At 66.4% G+C, this 21,715-nt stretch carries 22 protein-coding genes; 7 read left to right on the forward strand and 15 right to left on the reverse strand.

All coding sequences use genetic code 11. From position 1 onward, the window contains the following. Positions 1–99 precede the first annotated feature (99 nt). The gene (locus SLQ30_RS01420; protein ID WP_319445568.1) at positions 100–489 is read right to left on the reverse strand and encodes a secondary thiamine-phosphate synthase enzyme YjbQ; all 390 of its coding nucleotides are present in this window, start codon (positions 487–489) and stop codon (positions 100–102) included. A gap of 109 nt (positions 490–598) precedes the next feature. On the opposite strand from SLQ30_RS01420, the gene SLQ30_RS01425 reads away from it, so the two are divergent. Further along, entirely contained in the window at positions 599–910 is a 312-nt protein-coding gene (locus tag SLQ30_RS01425; protein ID WP_319445059.1) for a GlsB/YeaQ/YmgE family stress response membrane protein, read from the forward strand. A 168-nt stretch (positions 911–1,078) separates the two neighbouring features. Here SLQ30_RS01425 and SLQ30_RS01430 read toward each other — a convergent pair whose 3' ends face one another. From SLQ30_RS01430 to SLQ30_RS01455, 6 genes are all read right to left on the reverse strand, one after another. After that, a complete protein-coding gene (locus SLQ30_RS01430; RefSeq protein WP_319445060.1) occupies positions 1,079–1,555 on the reverse strand; it encodes an SRPBCC family protein in 477 nt (158 codons plus the stop codon). Then, positions 1,552–1,908: a metalloregulator ArsR/SmtB family transcription factor gene (locus SLQ30_RS01435; protein ID WP_319445061.1), complete on the reverse strand. Its 357-nt coding sequence runs from the start codon at positions 1,906–1,908 to the stop codon at positions 1,552–1,554. The genes SLQ30_RS01430 and SLQ30_RS01435 overlap by 4 nt, the downstream gene beginning before the upstream one ends. A 154-nt stretch (positions 1,909–2,062) precedes the next feature. Then, positions 2,063–3,394: a replication-associated recombination protein A gene (locus SLQ30_RS01440; protein WP_319445062.1), complete on the reverse strand. Its 1,332-nt coding sequence runs from the start codon at positions 3,392–3,394 to the stop codon at positions 2,063–2,065. Between the two features lie 35 nt (positions 3,395–3,429). After that, positions 3,430–3,879: a TM2 domain-containing protein gene (locus SLQ30_RS01445; RefSeq protein ID WP_319445063.1), complete on the reverse strand. Its 450-nt coding sequence runs from the start codon at positions 3,877–3,879 to the stop codon at positions 3,430–3,432. 83 nt (positions 3,880–3,962) lie between these two features. Continuing rightward, complete coding sequence (locus SLQ30_RS01450) at positions 3,963–4,805, reverse strand: DUF3097 domain-containing protein (RefSeq protein WP_319445064.1); 843 nt, start codon at positions 4,803–4,805, stop codon at positions 3,963–3,965. A gap of 51 nt (positions 4,806–4,856) precedes the next feature. Further along, positions 4,857–5,450 carry a TetR family transcriptional regulator gene (locus tag SLQ30_RS01455; RefSeq protein ID WP_319445065.1) on the reverse strand — a complete coding sequence of 198 codons (594 nt, stop codon included), beginning with the start codon at positions 5,448–5,450 and terminating at the stop codon, positions 4,857–4,859. A 97-nt stretch (positions 5,451–5,547) separates the two neighbouring features. Here SLQ30_RS01455 and SLQ30_RS01460 point away from each other — a divergent pair, with 97 nt between their 5' ends. Next, on the forward strand, positions 5,548–6,339 hold the full coding sequence (locus SLQ30_RS01460; RefSeq protein ID WP_319445066.1) for an SDR family NAD(P)-dependent oxidoreductase: 792 nt from the start codon (positions 5,548–5,550) through the stop codon (positions 6,337–6,339). Here the strand turns inward: SLQ30_RS01460 and SLQ30_RS01465 are convergent. After that, on the reverse strand, positions 6,336–6,995 hold the full coding sequence (locus SLQ30_RS01465) for an IclR family transcriptional regulator (RefSeq protein WP_319445067.1): 660 nt from the start codon (positions 6,993–6,995) through the stop codon (positions 6,336–6,338). The two genes, SLQ30_RS01460 and SLQ30_RS01465, sit on opposite strands and share 4 nt — an antisense overlap. Positions 6,996–7,092: 97 nt before the next feature. On the opposite strand from SLQ30_RS01465, the gene SLQ30_RS01470 reads away from it, so the two are divergent. Genes SLQ30_RS01470 through SLQ30_RS01480 form a run of 3 tightly spaced genes read left to right on the forward strand, consistent with a single transcriptional unit; the run spans position 7,093 to position 9,214 of the window. Beyond that, positions 7,093–7,959, forward strand: a complete 867-nt coding sequence (locus SLQ30_RS01470) for an LLM class F420-dependent oxidoreductase (RefSeq protein ID WP_319445068.1) — start codon at positions 7,093–7,095, stop codon at positions 7,957–7,959. Then, positions 7,956–8,441 carry a nuclear transport factor 2 family protein gene (locus SLQ30_RS01475; protein ID WP_319445069.1) on the forward strand — a complete coding sequence of 162 codons (486 nt, stop codon included), beginning with the start codon at positions 7,956–7,958 and terminating at the stop codon, positions 8,439–8,441. The genes SLQ30_RS01470 and SLQ30_RS01475 overlap by 4 nt, the downstream gene beginning before the upstream one ends. Then, entirely contained in the window at positions 8,438–9,214 is a 777-nt protein-coding gene (locus tag SLQ30_RS01480; protein ID WP_319445070.1) for an SDR family oxidoreductase, read from the forward strand. The genes SLQ30_RS01475 and SLQ30_RS01480 overlap by 4 nt, the downstream gene beginning before the upstream one ends. A 9-nt stretch (positions 9,215–9,223) precedes the next feature. On the opposite strand, the gene SLQ30_RS01485 is transcribed toward SLQ30_RS01480, so the two are convergent. The 7 genes from SLQ30_RS01485 to SLQ30_RS01515 form a co-directional block, all read right to left on the reverse strand. Next, the gene (locus tag SLQ30_RS01485; RefSeq protein ID WP_319445071.1) at positions 9,224–9,502 is read right to left on the reverse strand and encodes a DUF4333 domain-containing protein; all 279 of its coding nucleotides are present in this window, start codon (positions 9,500–9,502) and stop codon (positions 9,224–9,226) included. A gap of 126 nt (positions 9,503–9,628) precedes the next feature. Further along, positions 9,629–10,690 (reverse strand): putative zinc-binding metallopeptidase, encoded by a 1,062-nt coding sequence (locus SLQ30_RS01490; RefSeq protein ID WP_319445569.1) that lies wholly within the window; start codon positions 10,688–10,690, stop codon positions 9,629–9,631. Beyond that, the gene (locus SLQ30_RS01495; protein WP_319445072.1) at positions 10,683–11,603 is read right to left on the reverse strand and encodes a transglutaminase family protein; all 921 of its coding nucleotides are present in this window, start codon (positions 11,601–11,603) and stop codon (positions 10,683–10,685) included. The genes SLQ30_RS01490 and SLQ30_RS01495 overlap by 8 nt, the downstream gene beginning before the upstream one ends. Then, positions 11,600–14,281, reverse strand: coding sequence for a circularly permuted type 2 ATP-grasp protein (locus SLQ30_RS01500; RefSeq protein WP_319445073.1), 2,682 nt, complete (start codon positions 14,279–14,281; stop codon positions 11,600–11,602). Before SLQ30_RS01500 ends, SLQ30_RS01495 begins: the two co-directional genes overlap by 4 nt. Then, positions 14,281–17,664 carry a transglutaminase family protein gene (locus SLQ30_RS01505; RefSeq protein ID WP_319445074.1) on the reverse strand — a complete coding sequence of 1,128 codons (3,384 nt, stop codon included), beginning with the start codon at positions 17,662–17,664 and terminating at the stop codon, positions 14,281–14,283. Before SLQ30_RS01505 ends, SLQ30_RS01500 begins: the two co-directional genes overlap by 1 nt. Positions 17,665–17,718: 54 nt before the next feature. Continuing rightward, the gene (locus SLQ30_RS01510) at positions 17,719–18,648 is read right to left on the reverse strand and encodes a DUF389 domain-containing protein (protein WP_319445075.1); all 930 of its coding nucleotides are present in this window, start codon (positions 18,646–18,648) and stop codon (positions 17,719–17,721) included. Between the two features lie 19 nt (positions 18,649–18,667). After that, positions 18,668–19,153: a helix-turn-helix domain-containing protein gene (locus SLQ30_RS01515; protein ID WP_319445076.1), complete on the reverse strand. Its 486-nt coding sequence runs from the start codon at positions 19,151–19,153 to the stop codon at positions 18,668–18,670. A gap of 95 nt (positions 19,154–19,248) precedes the next feature. Between SLQ30_RS01515 and SLQ30_RS01520 the strand changes: the two genes are divergently transcribed. Continuing rightward, positions 19,249–20,436, forward strand: a complete 1,188-nt coding sequence (locus tag SLQ30_RS01520) for a thiolase family protein (protein WP_319445077.1) — start codon at positions 19,249–19,251, stop codon at positions 20,434–20,436. Between the two features lie 113 nt (positions 20,437–20,549). Beyond that, the gene (locus SLQ30_RS01525; RefSeq protein WP_319445078.1) at positions 20,550–21,599 is read left to right on the forward strand and encodes a hypothetical protein; all 1,050 of its coding nucleotides are present in this window, start codon (positions 20,550–20,552) and stop codon (positions 21,597–21,599) included. Positions 21,600–21,715 lie beyond the last annotated feature (116 nt).

Raw genomic sequence — 21,715 nt, forward strand, 5'->3', positions numbered from 1 at the left:
ATCGTGGAGGATGTCGGGGTCTTCTCGACCGCATTACAGTACCGGCCCGCGTTCTTGGCGCCGCAAGCGCAACGAACGGCAGACCCGACTGGTGCCCAATCAGCCTTTGACGAAGCTCAACCGCACCGAGCGCCGGGGATTGTCGCGGTTGAGGTCGACGAGCACCACGCTCTGCCAGGTGCCCAACATCGGCTGCCCACCCTGCACCGGAAGCGTGACTGACGGCGCCACGATGGCGGGCAAGACGTGATCCGCCCCGTGCCCCGGCGAGCCGTGGGCGTGCCGGTAGCGGTCGTCGCGCGGAAGCAGCCGCTCCAGCGTGTCGATCAGATCGTGATCGGAGCCCGCGCCGGTCTCGATGATCGCGACCCCAGCGGTGGCGTGTGGGACGAAGACGTTGCACAACCCGTCGCCACGGCCTGCACAGAACGCCTTCACCTCAGCGGTGAGATCGGCCGTCGTCCGCTGCGCGGTGTCTACGTCGAGCACGTTGGAATCCACGTCGATGAGCCTACGAGCGCACCTTGGTTGACGCTGGTGTTTATTTCGAAGGCTCCGGGGTATTGCTCTTCAACCACTCATCTACGGAGGACAGAAAATGACCATCACCGGCGTGATCACCGCGATCCTGATCGGCATCGTGGTCGGCGTGCTCGGCCGCCTCCTCGTACCCGGCAAGCAACGTATAGGCATGCTCGTCACGGTTCTGGTCGGCATAGTTTCGGCCTTCATCGGAACCGCCCTCGCGCGAGCACTCGGAATCCCCACCATGACCAATGGCATCGACTGGCTCGAACTTCTCGTGCAGGTCGTCGTCGCGGCGGTAGGTGTCGCGCTGCTGTCCGCCTTGATGGGCCGCCGCCGCACGGGCATCTTCGGAGGACGCCGCCGCTCGGGGCTGCTGCGCTAACCGACTTCAGTGCGGCCGTAGGGGTTCCCGCCCCGACCTTCATCTGCCGCACTCTCCATGCGTTGCCGTCGGGATCAGTGAACTCGAAATATCGTGATTCCCCCTCACGATCTTCGAGGATCCCGGCGGCAACGCCATTTTCGATGAGTCGCTGCCCAAGCCTGAGTGTCAGGCCGATGCCAGCAGCGCGTCGAGCCGGTCGTAGCCCTCGGTCATCCCGCCCTCCATCCCCGACGACAGCAGCCCATCGCGAGCCTCGACGTTCGGACAGATGGAGCGGCCACGCAACCGGCTGCGGCCGGCGCCGAGCGCCTCGAACCACATGAACTCGATGTTGACCATGTCAGGCGCGCTCTCGAATTCGAAGGTCTGGATGATGAGCTCGTCGTCCCTCACCCTGTGGTAAATCCCGTTGAACCAGTACTCGCCGCCGTCGGGGCCCAGGTGAAGGTAGCGATAACCGCCGCCGGTCCGGAAATCCCAACGGTCGATGGACATCTCGTTGCTCGCCGGGCCCAGCCACTGCTTCACCAGGTCGGGCTCTGCGTGTGCGCGGAACAGCGTCTCCCTCGGTACGGCGAACTCGCGAGTGAAGTCCATCGCCAGTGTGTCGACCGGCGCGATCAGGTTGAGTGCGTTCGTCATCGTGGCTTCCCCTTGTCCTCGTTCATGGTTGCCAACAGTTCGTCCAGTCGGCGGTAATTGCGTTCGGCGTCCAACCGATAGCGATCGATCCAGGAGGTAAGTCGCTCCAGAGCGGCCGCGTCCAGGTGCACGGGCCTGCGCTGGGCATCGCGACTGCGCGTCACCAACCCGGCCTGCTCGAGCACCTGAATGTGCTTGGACACCGCTTGCTTCGTGATGTCGAACGGCTCGGCCAGCTCGTTCACCGTCGCCGGGCCGCGTGACAACCGCGCCACGATGGCCCGTCGGACCGGGTCGGCCAACGCCAGGAACGCCCGGTCGAGCCCAGTCTCCGCGTCTGCATCACTTCTCAATTGTCAACCTCTTCTTTGATCAATCAATTGATTGAATACAAAGTTAGGGGCACTCGGCGGCGGTGTCAAGGGGTGATTCGAGCGAGCGCTTCCGTGAGATCAACCTTTTGCAGGCCGCTACTCGCACTTCCTCTGCAAAAAGTTGATCTCACGCCTAGCGGCCGCGCCGAATGATGGCGCGCAGCTTGTCGATTCGGCTGCCGAGGTCGCGCTCGGCGCCGTGGGCAGTCGGCCGGTAGTAGTCCACGCCAACGAGTTCGCTTGGCGGATACTGTTGCGGGACAACGCCATCCGAATCATCGTGAGGGTACTTGTAACCCTGCGCGTTGCCCAGCGCGGCGGCGCCCGAATAATGGCCGTCGCGCAGGTGCGCAGGCACCAACCCCGCCTTCCCCGCCTTGATGTCGGCCATGGCCGCGCCCAAACCGGTCGTCACCGCGTTCGACTTGGGCGCCGTGGCGAGGTGCACGGTTGCGTGTGCCAACGTCAGCTGAGCCTCGGGCATGCCGATCAGTGCCACGGTCTGCGCAGCGGCCACCGCGGTCAGCAGGGCCGATGGATCGGCCATCCCGACGTCCTCGCTGGCGAGGATCACCAACCTCCGCGCCAGGAACCGCGGGTCCTCCCCCGCCGTCAGCATCCTGGCGAGGTAGTGCAGCGCGGCGTCCACGTCGGATCCGCGAATCGACTTGATGAACGCGCTGATCACGTCGTAGTGCTGGTCGCCGTCGCGGTCGTAGCGCACCGCTGCCTTGTCGAGGGACTGCTCGATGGTCTCGACCGTCACCCGCTCGCCGGCTTCACTGGCGACCTCGAGTGCGGTGAGCGCACGCCGCGCGTCGCCGGCAGCCAATTGCACCAGCAGGTCGACGGCATCGGAGTCCACCTCGACGGCGGCGTTCAGTCCCCGAGGATCGGCGATGGCGCGCTCGACGACGGCCCGGATGTCCTCGGGCGTGAGCGGCTGCAGTTGCAGGATCAGTGATCGCGAGAGCAACGGCGCGACCACCGAGAACGACGGGTTCTCGGTGGTGGCCGCCACCAGCAGTACGACCCTGTTCTCGACAGCGGCCAGCAGCGCGTCCTGCTGGGTCTTGGAGAATCGGTGCACTTCGTCGATGAACAACACCGTCTGCTGACCGTGAACCGCCGACCGACGCGCCACGTCGATGACTGCACGGACTTCCTTGACCCCGGCCGACAGCGCCGACAAGGCCTCGAAGCGGCGCCCCGTCGTCTGCGAGATCAGCGAGGCAAGCGTGGTCTTGCCGGTTCCTGGCGGGCCGTACAGGATCACCGATGCCGCGCCCGAACCGTCGACGAGCCTGCGCAGCGGCGATCCGGGCCGCAACAGGTGGCCCTGTCCCACTACCTCGTCGAGGCTCGTCGGCCGCATCCGAACGGCCAGCGGTGCCGACGCCGGCGCACCGGCCCCAAGCTCAGCGTGACCGGAGTCGCCAGCGAGGTCGAACAGGCCGTCGGACACGGTTCAGGCATACCACAGGCGCGCCGAGCGCCCGCTCACTCGCGCAGCGTCCGCCCGTCCGAGTCGGGCACCTTGCCCACCAGGATCAGGATCGCGTCGACCAACGGCCAGATGCCACAGGTCAGCCACGAAAGCAGCAGCATGGCCACGCCGAGTCCCGTGTAGCCGAGGTAGAACCGGCCGATACCGAATGTGCCGAGGAACAACTGCAGCAGCCCGGCCAGCATCTTGCTCTTGTCCGAAAGCGGGCGCCCATAGGCGTCGACCCCGAACGGCGCCCCTGGCTGCGGATAGGGATTGTTGCCCGGGTACTGCGGCGGCGCGCCGTAGGGCGGCGGCGGGGCGCCGTAGGGCGGGGGCGGGGCGCCATACGCCGGGGGCGGCCCGAAGTTCGACGGCGGAGGGCCGTACGGATTCGCGGGCGGCGGCAGTGGCTGGTCACCGTATAGCGGAGGTGGCTCGTACGGCGGCTGAGGCTCGGTCATGCCAGGGATGGTCGCGTATTCCGACGGTCGCGTCCACCCTCAATTCCCGGATGGGCCGAATTCGCAGGTTTCGGCGGCCGTCGCTATCCGTCGGGCGCGGTCACGAAGTCGATGAGTTCCTCGACGCGCCCGATCAGGTCGGGTTCCAGATCGTTCCAATCCCGGACACGCGAGCGAATGCGACGCCACGCCGCCGCGATGTCGGCCTGCGTGGCGTGCGGCCAGCCCGCGGCCTCACAGACGCCGTGTTTCCAATCGATGCCGCGCGGCACGACCGGCCACTGCGCCATGCCCAGCCGGGCGGGCTTGACCGCCTGCCAGATGTCGATGAACGGATGCCCCACCACCAGCGTGTGGGCGCCACCCGGACTGCGACGGACGGCCTCGGCGATGCGCGCCTCCTTGGAACCCGTGACGAGATGGTCGACGAGCACCCCGAGCCGACGGTTCGGATCGGGGCGGAAGTCGGCCACGACATCGACGAGTTCGTCGACCCCGCCCAGGTATTCGACGACGACGCCCTCGACACGTAGGTCGTCGCCCCAGACTTGCTCGACGAGTTCGGCGTCGTGGCGTCCTTCGACGTAGATGCGACTGGCCAGTGCCACGCGGGCGCGGGCCCCCTTGACGGCCACCGAGCCAGAGGCGGTCGTGGCCGCGGCCGTTGGGGCCGCCTTGCGCGGCGCGGTCAGGATCACCGGTTTCCCGTCGATCAGGTAGCCAGGACCGACGGGAAACGGGCGCCGGTGCCCATTCCTGTCTTCGAGTTCCATCCGGCCGTACTCGACGCGGACCACGGCGCCGACGTACCCGGTCTGCGCATCCTCGACCACCAGGCCGATTTCCACGGGTTGCTCGGTGGATCGGGGCCGCCTCGACCCATGCGGGTCGCGGGCCAGCACGTCGGAGCCGTATCGATCAGTCACCGGAGGAATCCTAGGAAGACGTGGCGCCAACGCGGTGGCGCCACACCGTCATCAACCGAAGGAGTCACCGATCAGCGACTCACAGGCGCGCCGGACGTCGTCGACCGCGTCGGTCGCGTCCACCTCTCCTCCGACCGTCCAGGTGAGCACCCCGAACGTCACCTGTTCGATCAATCGGGCGATGCGCAATTGCTCGTCGGTCGGGTCCGCCACGCCTGCGGTGCGCAGGATCAGGTCGCGAACCGTGTGGTCGCCGATGGCGCCCGATTGCGCTCGCACCGTCTGTGTCGAGGTGATCATCGCATGGGCAAGATGTCCGTGTCGCAACATGTTTCGGCAAGCCCCCGCCATCAGTGCGGCCACCGCAGCGGCAGGAGCGGCACCGGTGTCGGGTCGGGCGGACGCACCCAGTTCCGCCACTTGGAACTGAAGCACGGCGGCATACACGTGGTACTTGGACGGGTAGTAGCGGTACAGCGTGCGTAGCGCAACGCCTGCCTCCGCAGCGATCTCCCGAGCATGAATCCGGTCGATCGCACTGGCGCGGCCAAGCCGGGTGGCTGCCGTCAGGATCGCGGCCCGACGGGCTTGCTGGTCGCTGGTCGACGGCAGCGCGGGTGACCGCTGCTCGCCGATTCGCACCATGTCCCCGAGTATCGGCCATGGGTGCCGTCACGCCGGTGTTGTACCGATGAGCGGGACGACTCCCGCATGGGTCTCGACGTTGCGTGACCATCGAACCGTGACGGAACTCGATGGGTATGGGCCGTGGGCGGTCATCGCCGGTGGGTCCGAAGGGGTGGGCGCGGAGTTCGCCCGACTGCTCGCCGAGGCGGGGCTCAACCTCGTGCTCTTGGCCCGCAAGCCCGGCCCACTTGCCGAGACGGCCGCGAGTTGTCGCGCTCTTGGCGTCGAAGTCCGCACGCTGGCAATCGATCTGGTGGCCCCGGGGAGCGTCGCCGCCATCGCGGACGCGACCGCCGACATCGAGGTTGGGCTGTTGATCTACAACGCGGGAGCCAACACCTGCAGCGAGCGTTTCCTCGACGCCGAGCTATCGGACTTCGGCCGGGTCATCGAGCTCAACATCACCGCGACGATGGCGCTGGCACAGCACTTCGGCCGCCCGATGCGGGCGCGCCGCCGCGGCGGGCTTCTGTTCGTCGGGTCCATGGCGGGCTACCTTGGCTCCATGCGGCACAGCGTCTATGGGGGCGTGAAGGCGTTCGGCCGCATCTTCGCCGAGAGCTTGTGGCTGGAGCTACGCGAGTACGACGTCCACGTCCTCGAGTTGGTGCTCGGCGTCACCCGAACGCCGGCGATGGAACGGGTGGGGCTGAACTTCGACGTGCCGGGCCTCAAGGTCGCGGAGCCGGCCGACGTCGCGCGGGAAGGACTGGCGCAGTTGCCGAATGGGCCGGTTTTCATTGCCGGCGGAAACACCGAGGACATCGTGCGACGCAACCACCCCGACCGGGCCAAGGTCGTGCTCGGCACCCATCGCTTCATGCAGCAGTTGATCGGGCCCGACTAAGACGGCGAGCCGAGAGCTCGCCGAATCCTGGCTGCCGCGTCGAGTACCAGCGGCAGGTATCGATCTCCGGAAATCTGCTCTGGCAGCACGATTCCCACTGCGGCGCCGCCTCTGACGGTGGCAGCGACAGAAGTCAACCCTGCCGCGTAGTCACCGGAGCGCACGAGTCCGCCCGCGCGGCGAATACGGTGAAGTTCGGCGGCCAGGTCGACGGAGGCATCGTCGGCTGACGTCGCCGCCAGCGCGGCCAGTCCCAGGGCCACCCGGTCGGCGGCCAGGCGTGTTCCGACACGGGTGGGTACCCGCTCGGCGAGCGCTCCCGCGAGCTTGTCGACGTGCACCACGTCGTGCCCGTCGAGCACCCCCAAGTGCACGACGGAGCCGGTCCGCACCTGTATCTCGTGCAGCACGGGCGCGGCTGCCTCCCGCAGCCGGAGATCGGCGGCGTCCCCGGCACCCCACGAAATCGCCCGCGCGCCAAGGCCATAACCGCGTTCGGTGTGCTGCAACCACTGCAACCGCACCAGGTGGTCGAGAATCCGGTGGGCCGTCGATCGGGGCAGTTCGGCGCGGGTGGCTACCTGGTCGAGGCTCAGCCCCGTGGTGGTGTCGTCGAATGCGTCGATGATCGACGTGAACCGATCGACCATCGCCATCGCGGCCCCCTGAACGAGAATTGGTTCTACCAACGTAGCGGTCCCGGTCATCGGGACGCAAGACCCGCGCCGGGCCCGGCGCGGGATATAACCGGGCGTGCGGATCGGACTGTCCACCCCGGTGGTCATACGGATGCCAGGTGCGTCCTCGAACTGGGAACTAGCCGCCGAGGTCGAGGACATCGTCCGCATCGCCGAAACCGCCGATGGGCTCGGATTCGACTACCTGACGTGCCCCGAGCACGTCATCGTGCCCGAGGACGACGCGGCCATCCGCGGGTCCACCTACTGGGATCCCGTTGCGACGCTGGCATTTCTGGCTGCGCGCACGACACGGATCCGACTGGCCACCGCCGTCGTGGTGCTCGGTTATCACCATCCGCTGGCGATCGCCAAGCGATACGGAACACTGGACCGGCTCAGCGGCGGCCGACTGATCCTCGGCGTCGGAGTCGGCTCACTCGAGGCGGAGTTCGAATTGCTCGGCGCTCCGTTCACCGACCGGGGTCCACGCGCCGACGACGCACTACGGGCGCTGCGCGCGTCGTTCTCGACCAACCGGCCCGCCTATTCCGGCGAGTATTTCAGCTACGACTCGGTGGTGATGGATCCGTGCGCCGCGCAGGAGCGCGTGCCGATCTGGGTGGGCGGGCGCACGGGGCGGTCTTTGCGGCGTGCCGTCACGCTGGCCGATGGCTGGATCCCGTTCGGGTTGCGCGCAAAGGACATCGCGAAAATGCTTGCCGCCGTTGCGCTTCCGCCGGACTTCGAGGTCGTGCTGCCATGTGGACCGCTCGATCCCACCGGGACACCCGACGAGGTCCGGCGGCGACTGCTGGCGCTCCGGGAATTGGGCGCGACGTCGGCCACCTGCGCGATCGCGGCGGACTCGCCCGAGCACTACTGCGCACAACTCGGCGCACTGCGTGCGCTTTCCGACGAAATCGAAGGAGGCACTCGATGACCGACGATCGGATCGACGCGCTGGAGCAGCGGCTGCGGCGACTCGAGGACGAGCGCGCCATCGAGCGCATGATCGCTTCCTACGGTCCATTAGTCGATGCCGGAGCAGCCGACGCGACCGCCGAGATGTGGGCGATCGACGGCACATACGACGTGGAGGGTTGGCCGATGCGCAGCCGCGACGACGTCGCCGCAATGGTGCGCTCCGACGCCCATCAAAATCTCATCTCGCGCGGCTGCTGTCACTTTCTCGGCCCGGTCGTGGCCACCGTCGACGGAGACACCGCCGTCGCGGTATGCGAATCCGCGCTGTTCGTCAAGGGCACCAAGGGCTTTCACGTGTCCCGAGCCGGAGCAAATCACTTCCGACTCCATCGGACGGACGGCAGGTGGCAGATCGTGCACCGCACCACCCGTGCGCTGGACGGCGGCACCGAGGCCCGCGAGTTGCTGGCGGCTGGCGTCGCTGGGGTAATCCGATGACTGCCCTGCTCGAGGGCAAGGTCGCACTCATCACCGGCGCGGGTGCAGGCATCGGCGCGGGCGTCGCGCGCCGTTTTGCCGACGAGGGTGCGCGCGTGGTCGTCGCCGAATTCGACGAGGCCTCCGGAAGAGCCGTCGCGGACGAGGTCGGCGGACTCTTCGTCGCGACCAACGTCGCCGACCGGGGCCAGGTCGAGGCCGCCGTCGCGGCGGCATTGGCCGAGTACGGATCGCTCGACGTGCTCGTCAACAACGCCTGGGGCGGAGGCGGACTCGCCAGAGTCGAGAAGAAGACCGACGACGAGTTGGCTCTCGGCGTCGCCATCGGCTACTACGGCCCGTTCTGGGCGATGCGGGCGGCGTTCCCACACATGAAGGAGCGCGGCTGGGGCCGCGTCGTCAACATGTGCAGCCTCAACGGCGTCAACGCACACGTCGGCTCACTGGAATACAACGCCGCCAAGGAGGCGCTACGTGCGTTGACTCGCACCGCCGCGCGAGAATGGGCCCCCACCGGGGTGACCGTCAATGCACTGTGCCCGGCGGCCAAGAGCCAGGCCTTCTTTCGCGCGATCGGCGAATACCCGGAGCTTGAGGCGATGGCCGACGCCGCGAACCCGATGGGACGCATGGGCGACCCGTACGAGGACATCGCTCCCGTTGCCGTGTTCCTCGCCAGTGAGGGTTCGCGCTACCTGACCGGCAATACGTTGTTCGTCGACGGCGGCGGACACATCAACGGCGTGGCGTGGGCACCCGACCTGGACAGCTGAATCCGAGCGCTACTTCTTGAGCTCGGTGTTGATGTCGAAGAGGACCTGCTCGCCCTCGATCTTCAGCACCCTCAGGTGCGCAACATAGTCACCGTCCGGACCAGTGAACTGGCAGTCGAACGTCACGCCGACCTTGGCGTCGATCCCGTCCGGACACTTCACGTCGGTCGGCTTGAAATCGGTCTTCTCCGACACCAGGTCGGTGACGGACTGCGCGGCGCCTTCGGGCTTGATCGTCGAGCCACATGCGGTGACTCCCAACCCGATCAGACCGATGAACAGTGCCACCCCAACACGGACTAATCGCGTTCGCATCATGAGCCGTGATCATGATCTAAGGTTTGCCACAGGTCAAGTGCAGGAATGTTTCAGCGAAGCAGCATCCAAGCCCTTGGAGTCGAGCCAGTCGTGCGGCTAGCCGTTGCCGCTGGCAGCTGCGAGCTTGGCCGGGTCGGACGTCACCTCGTCGATGACAGTGTGGATGAACCGCATCTTCTCCAGCACCTTCGTCGGCAGCACGAACGGGTACAGGTCGTCGTGACCCATCGACCTGTTGACCATGTTGAGCGCCCACGACAGCGGAAGCCACATCTCGATGATTGCGTCGAACCCGCTGGGCCCCAGGTTCCTTCGCTCGAACGTCGCCGAGGCAGCGGCGAAACCGAAGGCCGCCGCGGTGTCGAGGGTGTCGCGGATGTGCAGATAGTGGGCGAACGTCTCGGCCCAGTCCTCGGCGGGATGCATGGTGGCGTAGGACGAGACGTAGGTCGACTCCCACCCCGGCGGCGCGCCGTGGCTGTAGTGCCGATCGAGCGCGGCCTGGTAATCGGCTTCGGCGTTGCCGAAAAGTTCGCGGGCCGTCTGCTGATACTGGGCCGCTGTGTCGACGAGGCGGTAGTAGTAGTAGTGCCCGATCTCATGGCGGAAGTGTCCGAGCAACGTGCGGTACGGCTCGGCCATCGCAATGCGCAGTTGCTCGCGATGCACGTCGTCGCCCTCGGCGAGGTCGAGCGTGATGACGCCGTTCTCGTGGCCGGTGAAGACCTTTTCGAGCTCACTGGACAACAGATCGAAGGCCAGGCCATAGTTCGGGTCCTCGTCACGTCCCACGATCGGGAGCTTCAAGTCGACGAGCTCAACGATGAGCCGGCGCTTGGCCTTCTCCGCCGTCGCAAAGGCCCCCATGGCCTTCTTGTCGGCGTCGTTGGGTCTGGTTCGGGTCAGGGCACACGACGTGCACAACCTCCGCACCGGAGCCACTCTGACCAACCAATTGCATTCGGCCGCATGCAGGTTGGCACACAGCTGATATTCACTGGAGTCAACGGCACCGCCGTGCTCGCTCTCGGGTCCCGATGCGATCACCAGGAAGGCCATGTCGTCGAGCGAGAACCCGAGCTTGCTCTTGCAGCTCAGACAGACGGAGTTCTCGAAGGCCAGGTGCTGCCCGCAGTTGGGACAGATGAAGTCACGCACGGAGAATCCCTCCATCGAAGGGTGCTACGTCGACGGAAACGTCGATCTTACTGCTCTCCGAGTCGGTGTAGATGATTCCGCGCAGCGGCGGGACGTCGGCGTAATCGCGGCCGTACCCGACCACCACATAGCGCTCGTCGATCAACTGGTTGTTGGTGGGGTCGAACCCGAGCCACTGATTCTGCGGCGTCCACACCGAGGCCCAGGCGTGCGTCGCGTCGATCCCAACCATGCGTTCCTTTCCAGGCGGCGGGTCCGTCGCGAGATATCCGGAGACGTAGCTGGCGGCGAGACCGTTGGCGCGCAGGCAAGCGATCGCGAGCCGGGCGAAATCCTGACATACCCCCTCGCCGGCCGCCAAAACCTCGGCAACCTGGGTGGACACCGTCGTCGAACCCGATCGGTAGGTGAAGTCGTGGTTGATCCTGGCGTTCAGATCGCGCAGCACCTCGATCAGTGGACGCTCGGGCACAAAACTGGGGGCGGCATATGCGCGCACGGCGTCGGTGATCTCCGGCGGCTGCAGATCGAGGACGAACTCGGTGGCCAGTGCGCCATCCGGACCGACTGGGCGCGCGATCTCCCACGGCGCCGACGCCGACCCCGTGGCATAGAGCCCGGCGGGAGGCGGATCCACCTCGACCACCGAGTGACTGGTGATGGTGAGGGTGCGGTGCCGTTCGGTCACGTGGAAGTACGAGCTGATGTTGCCGTATCCGTCGCGGCTGGTGGAACTGTCGGCGGCCTCGGGCTCGATGACGAGCTCGTGGGACAGGCAGCGCTGTCGCGCCGAGTCGCGCGGCGTCAGAAAGCCGCGACCGTATGAGCTGGTGACGTCATCGGAGTACCGGTACAGCGTCCGGTGAGTGACCTCGTAGCTCCGGCCGGCCACCGCCAGGGGTGCGTCGCTCACGACACCACCCTCCGTTCATCCGGCCCCCACAACGGCTGCATCTCCCCTGGCAGCGAAAGATGCGTCGTGGTAATGAGTTTCGACAGGTTTCGGAGATCGGAATGCAGGCCGTCGAGCAGGTCGGCGAGTTCGGCCCGAGTACCGTCGTCGGCGACGACCTCGAGGTCACCATGGTCGATTCTGCGCAACCTCGCGGCGACGTCGTCGACGAGTCGTTCCGGCCGCGACGATCCCGACGACGACGGTAGCGCCTTCAGGTTGGCCCGCAACCGCTCGAACTGGTAGGTCAGCGAGCGCGGGTTCTCCTCGTCGAACAACACCAGGTCGGCCACCGCGGCGATACTGATGCTGCCAAGCGTTCGCCTGCGGTAGATGATCGACGACTCGCAGGCCACCAGCGTCGACTCCGTGATCGTTTGTTCCGCACCGGGATTGCGTACCGTCGTCAGCGTCGCACGTAGCAGCGCCGTCAGCCAGATGCCCCGCTCGATGCGCTTGCCGATGTCCATCACCGTCCAGCCGACGTCCTGCACCATCGATTCCGCGGCCACCCCGGACAGCGCCAGCATTCCCGCGAGTGTCTGACTGTGCGCTTCGGCCAGGTAGGCCTCGCCCTCCGAACTCGAATCAGGCGGTACAGCCCTCGACTGAAGGACCGCGCGCTCCACCGCGGCCAGCACCATCCACGTGTCGTTGGACATCTGGTCGCGAACGGCCCTGGCGGCCAACCCGAGTCGTTCCACCGATTGCGCCAATGCGCCGGAGCGATGGCGGTCGGCGGTCAACGACCACAGCGTGGTTGGTGCGATGGCAATCAGCTCGGTGGCGTCCCCTCCCACCCCGGTGTCGGTTCCGGTGATCTGACCAAGCGCGGTAAGCAACACCGGCACGCATTCACTGCCGGGCAGCTCGCGGCGGTAGCGATATTCGTGATAGCGCTCGCGGGTGACGTTGAGCAGCCTGGCCGTACTCTCCGCTCGTTCCGAGTAGCGCCCGAGCCAGAACAGGTCGGAAAGCACGCGGGGTGAGCTCACCGCGCGAGTCGGACTCGGCGTCATCGGAGCCGGAAGACCGGCGGACAGATCCACCGTCGGAGTTGGGGTCCGCTCGGCCGTCGCGCGAGCGGGAGTGCGAACCCAAATATCCTTTGCGGCAATGGTATTGAGCTTGTACGCGGCGGCACCAGGGGCTAACAGGTAGCCCAGCCCACCGATCATCGGGGCGTAGCCACCCCGTTGAGCGACGGTGAACAGCCGCATGCCGAAGTTCCCCGCCGACAGGCCGCCAGGATGGTAGTCCGTTGGGGCCGAGGAGAACTCCGGCAGTTCCTGGCCCACCCACCGCCACGGTGACGCGCCAATACGTGCGGCCAACTCTTCGCGCTGCGATTCAGACAACGTGGGCCCGACGATGGCGTCGCCCCCGCCGACGGGCCTGATCAGCAGCGACGAGAGGTGGGTCAGCAAATGCGATCGTTCGACGTCGATACCGCCCCAGTAGAGCGGCGCGGTCCGCAACAGCGGCGTCTCGCCGAGCAGCCGATCGGCCAGCTCGGGTAGAAACCGCAGCAGCCCAGGGCTTTCCAGCACACCGCTGCCAAGCGTGTTGACCACGGTGACCGCCCCGCGGCGCAATACCTCGACCAGCCCAACGACGCCCAGCCGAGAATCCGCCCTCAGATCGAGTGGGTCGGCGTATTCGGCGTCGACGCGACGCAGCACCACGTCGACCCGCTTGAGCGTGCCGAGTGAGCGCATCCACAGCTTGCCGTCGCGGACCACCAGATCGGCGCTCTCCACCAGCGGGAAGCCCAACACACTCGCCAGATACGCCTGATCGAACGCCGTCTCGGAGTGGATGCCCGGGCTGAGCACCACCACGACGGGCTCCTCGGCGGAGTCAGGTGCGGCGTCGATGAGGGCCAACCGCAACGCTTGGGCCCACGGCGAAGCGGGCCGAGGGGCGATTCGCTCGTAGAGGTCGGGGATGGCGTGTGCGACCACCCGGCGATCAGCGAGCGCGTAACCGGCCCCCGACGGCGCCTGTGTCCAGTCGGCGTTGACCACGAACTCGCCCGCGCCATTGCGGCTGACATCGCATCCGTGAAGGAACAGCTGGTGGCGGCCCGGCACCTCGATGCCACGGGCGGCGCGCACGTAACCAGGATGTGCGAACAGCAGCTGAGCGGGCAGTACTCCGCTGGTGATCGAGCGGCGCTCGCCGTAGAGGTCGGTGAGCACGGCATCGAGCAGCCGCGACCGTTGCACCAGGCCGGCTTCCAGGGTGTCCCAATCCGATGAGGAGATCACCAACGGGAGTGCGTCGAGATGCCACGGACCCGGCACGGCCGTTCCGTCGCCATTGGTGACGGCGTCACCGTGCGGGTCCACCTGGACGTAGGTGATGCCGTCGTTGTCGACGAGGCTGCGCACCACCGTGCGGAGCCGATTCAGTCCGCCGCGACCGCGCTCGGCCACGCATTCGGCCAGTTCCTGCCATGCGGGTCGCACGGTGCCGACACCGTCGACGAACTCGTCGTACCCGGTGCCCGATCCGCCACGAAGATCGAACAGGGTTTCCTGGGCACGTGCGGTTCGGTAATGCGTCAGCACGTTGTCGGTGTCAGGCTGCCCGACGGCAGGATTGGGCTCCGGAGAGCCGCTAGCGCGAAGGACCATCAACGCAGAACGGTACGCACCCGGCGCATGTCCAGGATGCCCGGCGCGCCGACATCGGTGGACTGGCGGGCCTGCTTCTCGCGGATGTCGGAAATGTCGACCTTGCCGGGGGTGAATCCGGTCGCCTCGAAGCGACTGCCACGGCGCGATTCGGCCTCCACCGCATTGACCGGGGGCTTCTCGTACGCCAACCCGCCCGGATGCGAGACATGGTACGTGCAGCCGCCGCGCGAGGTGCCCGAGGACAGGTCGACGAGCTCGAAGCGCAGTGGTCCGTCGACGGTGATGGTCGGGTGAAGCGCGCTGGGCGGTTGCCATGCGCGGAAGCGCACCCCACCCACTTGGATGTCCGACTTGTCGGTGGCAAGCAGCGGTATCGGCTCGCCGTTGCATGTGACCACGTACCGGTGTCGGTCGGCGCCGATGGTCCGCACCTGAATGCGCTCGACGGACGAGTCGACGTAGCGCGCCGTCCCACCCGTGGTGGACTCCTCACCGAGCACGTTCCACTGCTCGATCGCCCCTCGCAGTTCGAGCTCCACGCCGTCGAAGACGGCGGTTCCGATGCGCGGAAAGCGGAACTCCGTGAACGGGTCCAGCCAGCTGGTGTCGAACTCGTAGCCATGTGCCCGCAGGTCCGCGGCAACATCGGAGATGTCTTGAATAATGAAGTGCGGCAACAGGTATCGGCCGTGCAAGTTGTCGCCGTGGCGAATCAGGGGGGCGTGTAGCGGCTCGTCCCAGAATCGCGCCACCAGCGCTCGCACCAGCAGCGACTGCACCATCGCCATCTGGAAGTGCGGAGGCATCTCGAAGCCGCGCAGTTCCAGCAGCCCGAGTCGGCCTCTGGCGCTGTCGGGGCTGTACAGCTTGTCGATGCAGAACTCGGCGCGGTGGGTGTTGCCGGTGATGTCGGTCAGCAGATGCCGCAGTGCACGATCGGTGATCCACGGAGCGAAGCTTGCGGAGCGACCATGTGACGGAGCGAAGCTTTCGGAGCGACCATGATCCAGCTTGGCGTCCGTTCCCGTCAGGCGGGCTATCTCGGCGAACGCGATCTCGAGTTCGTACAGCGCCTCGCCGCGCCCCTCGTCGACGCGCGGCGCCTGCGAGGTGGTGCCGATGAAACGGCCCGAGAACAAATACGACAACGACGGGTGCCGCTGCCAGTAGGTCAACAGCGACACCAGCAGATCGGGCCGCCGCAACATCGGGGAATCGGCCGGGGTGAGTCCGCCGAGCGTGATGTGGTTTCCACCACCGGTTCCGCCGTGGGTGCCGTCGACGTCGAACGCCTCGGTACTCAGCCGCGACTGGCGGGCCTCTTCGTAGAGCGTCTCGAGCTGCTCGCGCTGTTCGGCGAAGCTTGCCGTCGGTGCGACGTTGACCTCGATGACGCCAGGATCAGGGGTGACGGACATCGACTTCAGGCGGTCATCGGGCGGCGGACCGTAGCCCTCGACGACCACCGGACAGGCGATCGCGGCGGCGGCTGCCTCGATGCGGGTGATCAGCTCGACGAAGTGGTCGAGTTCCTCTGTCGGCGGCAGGAAGACGTAGAGGATGCCGTCCCGGACTTCGGCCACCATCGCCGTAGTGGGGGCGGTGTCCTCGTCGTCGACGACGGCTTCGATCACGTCGGGTTCGGCCCGCAATCGCCCCCGGGCGGCCAGTGGATCCGCCTCTACGGTGCGCCGCGGCGGGCGCCAGCTGATCGAGCTCAGCGGCAGGCGCAACCCGGCCGGTGAGTCGCCGTCCAGCAACACGATGCGACCGCGGCGCAGCTGCCAGTCCGCGCTGGCCCACCCCTGTTCGTCTTCCCTGCGATGTAGTGGAAGCACGTACGCGGCCGGTTCGACGACTGGATCCTCCAGCCGGTCGATCAGCGTGGCCCTGGCGTCGGCGTCATCGGCAGCGAGGTCGTCCTCTTGCGCGGGCGGCTCGCCCGCGGGCAGCCGGACCGCACTGGCCAGCCGGCTCAGCGCGTCTTCGTAGGCCGGTCGTACCTGAGTGGCAGGTAGGTGCAGCCCAGAGGCAATCGCCGCCAGCAGCCGCTGCGGAGAATCTGGAACAGCGGAATCAGCTGGGGGTTCGGTGGCCCACGGGTCGGCGAGCAGGTCGGGGTTGGTCCACAACGGCTCGCCGTCGGTCCGCCAGTGAAGCCCGATCTGCCAGCGCGGCAACGGTTCCCCCGGATACCACTTGCCTTGGTTGCGCTGCACCAGGCCCTGCGGCGCCCACACCTTCTTCAGCCGGTCCGCGAGCACCGAGGCGCGTTCTCGTTTGTGCGGACCGTCGGCGTCGGTCGTCCACTCCGGGTCGACCTGGTTGTCGATGGAGACGAAGGTCGGTTCGCCGCCGACAGTGAGCCGGACGTCGCCTGCGACGAGCCTCTCGTCGACACTGGCACCGAGTGCGTTGATGTCGGCCCACGCCTGCTCGGTGTAGGGCAGCGTCACGCGTGGGTCCTCGTGCACCCGGATGACGGTGTTGGAGAAGTCAAGCACGGTCTCGGCGACCTCGGTGGCGCCGGTGATCGGCGCCGACGACGCCGGGTGCGGGGTGGCCGACAGCGGGATGTGGCCCTCGCCGGCGAACAGCCCCGAGGTGGGATCCATCCCGATCCAGCCCGCGCCGGGGACGTAGACCTCGGTCCAGGCGTGCAGATCGGTGAAGTCCGCAACCGGACCGGACGGACCGTCGAGCGCCGGAATGTCAGACGTCAGCTGAACGAGGTAACCCGACACGAACCGAGCGGCCAGCCCGAGCTCTCGCAGGATCGAGACGAGCAGCCACGCCGAGTCGCGACAGGATCCGATCCCGCTGCGCAAGGTGAAGTCTGGAGTCTGCACGCCCGGTTCCATGCGCAGGCTGTACCCGACGTCGGCGTTCACGGCCTGGTTCAGCGCGACAAGGAAGTCGATGGTTCGGGTGCCCGGCCGGACGGCGAAGTTCTTCACCCAGTCGGCGACGAGCTCACCGGGCCCGGACCCGGCTCCGTCCTCGTCAACGGACTCATCGACCGGGCGTAGATACGGCTTGAGGTCCTCCAGCAGCGCCTTCGGGTATTCCCATCCGATGTGCTCGGCCCACTCCTCGATGAAGAAGTCGAACGGGTTGATGACCTTGAGGTCGGCGATGAGGCCGACGGTGATGGTCAGGCTGCGAGTGCGATCGGGAAAGACCAGGCGGGCCAGGAAGTTTCCGAACGCGTCCTGCTGCCAGTTGATGAAGTGGTCGGCCGGTTCGACGTTCAGTGAATAGGCCTCGATGGGGGTACGCGAGTGCGGCGCCGGACGCAGCCGGACGACGTGTGGATAGACCTCCACCAGCCGGTCGAACGTGTAGCTGGTGCGATGCTCCAGCGCCACCTTGATGCCCATAGGGGTTGATCCCACCACACGCGGCACGCCCGCGCAGAATGCGTGCCCGGCGGCTCAGGTCCGAGTCGTGCGCGGGATCGATGCAGACCGGGGGCGGACGACGAGCACGAGGACGCCGGCGACGACGATGCCCAATAGGTTCACGAAGAGTTGCGCGGCCGACTTCGTCGCTACGTCCCAATCGCCGAGGATGGCGGCGACGACGGCAAATCCCGCGGCGGGCACCGTCGTGACGGAGATGAAGACGCCGACGAGTGCCGCGGACTTCGACGACACCAGCGACAGCATTCCCGCAGCGCCCGCCAGCAGGGCCACGACGAACGAGATCGGTCCCACCTGGAAGATGAAGTCCACCTCGGTGACGTGCCTCACCGTGTCGAGGCTCAACCACCCGACCGCTTCTGCGCCGACGGTCGCCAACGCGGTGCTTCCCATGGCGACCGGAAATCCCACCAGCAGGGCGAGTCCCGCACGACGGGCCAGGTCTGCTCGTCGGCGCACGATGGCTACGCTCAACGCCGCCAACGGCCCGAACTCCGGTCCCAGCACCATGGCGCCGACGACCGTCACCGTCGAATCGGTGACCGCACCGATGGCCGCGAGCAAGCACGCCACCGTCAGGAACAGCACGAACGTGATGGACAGCGTGGCGTCGTCGCGGGTACGGGAGATCAGTTCGTCCCACAGCAGGGCGTCCGCCTGGTCGCCCTCCGCCTCGTCCTCGGCCCGGTGCGCCCTTGTCGACAGCATGGTGTCGAGCAGTTCCAGCGTGATCGCCCCGCGGTGTTGTACGTCGAGTGCCTTGAGTTCCTTGATCAGGTCGTTCGCGCATTCCCGCGCGATGTCGGCGGTGATCTCGTCACCGGGCGGCATGAGGGCGGCCCCCGGATAGAGCAGCAGGTTGGCGACGCCGACCTCGGCGCGCAGCAGGTCGAGCACCTGTTCACGAAGGTCTTCCGGGGCAATCACCCGTAAGTGCAGCACCGCCGCACACTATCGTTGGTCAGGGCGTTTCTCGCCGAGCGCGCCTGACGAGTCGCACGCCAAGTTCGTCGGGTGGCACCTCGTGCCCCTTCGCGCACCGGATCTCGACGGTCGCCTCGGCTCCGCAATCGAGGTGCGTCAGCCGAAGCCCGGTGTCGCTCAGGTGCTTTCGGCCCCACTCGAACATCGCCCACACCACCGGCATGAACTCGGTTCCCGCGTCGGTGAGCACGTATTCATCGCGGCTGCGCTGGCCGGGTTCCTGATACCGGCGTTTGATCAGCAGCCCCGCGTCCACCAGTTCGGACAGCCGGGTGGACGTGGCCGCCTTCGTGATGCCGACGCGGTGGGCGAAGTCATCGAATCGCGTGGTGCCGTAGTAGGCCTCGCGCAGGATGAGCATGGCCGACTTGGTCCCCACGAGCGCCATCGTCTTCTCGATCGAGCACTTCCCCACCGGCGACCACGCGTCGCGATCGGCGAGACCGCCTTGCAGCATTGTCATGTACATCACTCCGCAGCTGGGTTGTTAGAACTAGACCTAGGTGTTACATCTAAGTATAGAGAGCAGTACTCAGCGACGAGTTCAGGAGAACCAAAATGGCCGGATATTCGGATCGCGACGCCGTCATCGTCGGAGCCGTGCGCACACCCGTCGGGAAGGGCAAGGCCAACGGCGCATTGCACGACGTCCTACCCGTCGACCTGCTCGCCCACAGCTTGCGCGAGCTCGTCGCACGCACCGGAATCGATCCGGCCACGGTGGACGACGTCATCGCGGGCGCGGTCACCCAGGTCGGCGATCAGTCCGTCAACATTGCCCGCAACGCGTTGCTCGGCGCCGGTTTCCCGGAGAGCGTTCCAGGCACGACGGTCGACCGGCAGTGCGGAAGCAGCCAGCAGGCCATCAGTTTCGCGGCCCAGGGCGTGCTCGCGGGGTCCTACGACATCGTGATCGCCTCCGGTGTCGAGTCGATGTCTCGGGTGCCGATGGGCTCTAGCGTGCTGCCGGGCAGTGACCCGTTTGGCCACGGCATGGGCGAGCGCTACCCCGACGGGCTCGTCCCACAGGGCATCAGCGCCGAATTGATCGCCGCCAAGTGGGGGCTCTCGCGCACCGAGCTCGACGAGTTCTCGGCAAGCAGCCACGAGAAGGCCGCCCGCGCCACCAAGGACGGGCTGTTCGACAACGAACTAATTCCGATCGCGGGACTGTCCACTGACGAAATCATCCGTCCCGGAACGACTGTCGAGACGTTGGCCGGCCTGAAGCCTGCGTTCTACAACGAGGCCTACGCGGCGCGCTTCCCGCAAATCAACTGGGAGATCACACCCGGCAACTCGTCGCCGCTGTCCGACGGTAGCGCCGCGGTGATGATCACCAGTGGCAAGGTTGCCCGCGAGTTGGGCCTGCGCCCGCTGGCCCGCATCCACACCATGACCGTGGTCGGGTCCGACCCGCTGTACATGCTCACCGGCGTCATCCCCGCCACCGAGAAGGTGTTGGCTCGCGCAGGGCTGGCGTTGTCCGACATCGACCTGTTCGAGGTGAACGAGGCGTTCGCACCGGTCGTGCTGGCGTGGGCGCGCGACACTGGCGCCGATCTCGCCAAGACGAACGTCAACGGCGGCGCGATCGCCATCGGCCACCCGCTGGGCGCCAGCGGTGCCCGCATCATGACGACGATGGTCAACGCTTTGGAGCAGCGCGGCGGACGGTACGCATTGCAGACGATGTGTGAGGGCGGCGGGATGGCGAACGCCACCATCATCGAGCGGCTGAACTAGTCGGGTCGGCATAGCCGCGCGGGGTGGTAGGCACGCTGCCACCACCCCGCTTATCCGCCTATGGCTCTCCGTGCTCCAGGTGACTTGTCGGTGTCGTCAGTTAACTTAGATTCGTGTCCAATAAGTCTGCGTCGGAGACGCTTCCCCTCTCGCCCATGCTTGTGCAATACCTCGCCGGCTTGTGCGCGTTGAAGTGGGACGCCAGCGCGGTCGACGTGACGTTGGGCAAAATGGTGCCCGATGTTGCTTCCGACTCGACACGCGACGTGGACGTGACTGTCACCGTCAACGCAGAAGACGGTGTGCACGCTTTCAAGGGCTACGAAGTCAAGCATTGGGGTACGGCTCTGAGCGTGGACGACGTGGACAGTCTCGTCAACAAGTTCAACGACATGCCCTCAGTCACGCACCGCGCAATCGTCTCATCGTCGGGCTACAGCGACACCGCGATCAAGAAGGCGAACTATCACGGCGTTGACCTCTACCAGTTCAAGCCGTGGGACAAACCGATGTCCGAGCAGTTCCCCGACCTCGCCCCCATGTCGGGCGTACCCACCGACCACATCCACACGTTAGCACTCAACCTTTGCTGGCCCGTCCAAAGCTGTTGGCTGGGAACGAATTCACCGGCCTTCAGCATTCCCCCGGACGGCAAGCTGTTTGGCCCAGACGGCAAGCAACACGTTGAGTACAAGACATTCAAGGACTTCAACGAGGCGATGGTTCTGCGTTCGACCGGAATCCTCATTCACGCGAAACCAGTTCTCGATAGAGCTGATCCGCTGATTCAGGCACACCAAAACAAAGACGGCTCGCCTCTGCCCGACGAACCCCAGTGGGACTTCGCCCACACTCTGGACACCGCTGCCGACGAGGTCTACATCGTCGCGGATGACGGAAACCTCTATCGAGTCAACGATTTGACGATCAGCGGTCAGGTCAGGTGGGAGGTTCAGAAAGTAGCGTATTCGGTGCTGGAGAAGGTTCCTGGCGGTGAAGTGTTCGCCGGGGCGATAGTCGGTGCCAGCGATGTTCCGGGGCAGATGTCGGTCATGATTTTTCCCGCAATGGGCCGAGAATTGACCGTCATTCCATACTTTCGCCTGGAAAAGCGGCATCTGAACAGCATCCGCGAACTTCGGATTGCAACCGGACAAGAGTGACAGAACCCCCGCAGCATGACTGCGGGGGTTCTGCATCCCGCATTGAGCCGAAACCCTTACACCGTCGAGGACTTCCTCAACGAAACCGCGCACTGTTCGAACTGGACTACGCCATC

It is taken from the genome of Mycobacterium sp. RTGN4 (assembly GCF_033804635.1).
Lineage (GTDB): Bacteria > Actinomycetota > Actinomycetes > Mycobacteriales > Mycobacteriaceae > Mycobacterium.

Excerpts from the sequence above, each read along its gene's own strand:
- SLQ30_RS01480 (WP_319445070.1), top strand. The coding sequence starts at position 8,438 with ATGACTGCCCTGCTCGAGGGCAAGGTCGCACTCATCACCGGCGCGGGT.
- SLQ30_RS01445 (WP_319445063.1), bottom strand. The coding sequence starts at position 3,879 with ATGACCGAGCCTCAGCCGCCGTACGAGCCACCTCCGCTATACGGTGAC.
- SLQ30_RS01465 (WP_319445067.1), bottom strand. The coding sequence starts at position 6,995 with ATGGCGATGGTCGATCGGTTCACGTCGATCATCGACGCATTCGACGAC.
- SLQ30_RS01425 (WP_319445059.1), top strand. The coding sequence starts at position 599 with ATGACCATCACCGGCGTGATCACCGCGATCCTGATCGGCATCGTGGTC.
- SLQ30_RS01520 (WP_319445077.1), top strand. The coding sequence starts at position 19,249 with ATGGCCGGATATTCGGATCGCGACGCCGTCATCGTCGGAGCCGTGCGC.
- SLQ30_RS01515 (WP_319445076.1), bottom strand. The coding sequence starts at position 19,153 with ATGACAATGCTGCAAGGCGGTCTCGCCGATCGCGACGCGTGGTCGCCG.
- SLQ30_RS01475 (WP_319445069.1), top strand. The coding sequence starts at position 7,956 with ATGACCGACGATCGGATCGACGCGCTGGAGCAGCGGCTGCGGCGACTC.
- SLQ30_RS01505 (WP_319445074.1), bottom strand. The coding sequence starts at position 17,664 with ATGGGCATCAAGGTGGCGCTGGAGCATCGCACCAGCTACACGTTCGAC.
- SLQ30_RS01430 (WP_319445060.1), bottom strand. The coding sequence starts at position 1,555 with ATGACGAACGCACTCAACCTGATCGCGCCGGTCGACACACTGGCGATG.
- SLQ30_RS01500 (WP_319445073.1), bottom strand. The coding sequence starts at position 14,281 with ATGGTCCTTCGCGCTAGCGGCTCTCCGGAGCCCAATCCTGCCGTCGGG.
- SLQ30_RS01455 (WP_319445065.1), bottom strand. The coding sequence starts at position 5,450 with ATGGTGCGAATCGGCGAGCAGCGGTCACCCGCGCTGCCGTCGACCAGC.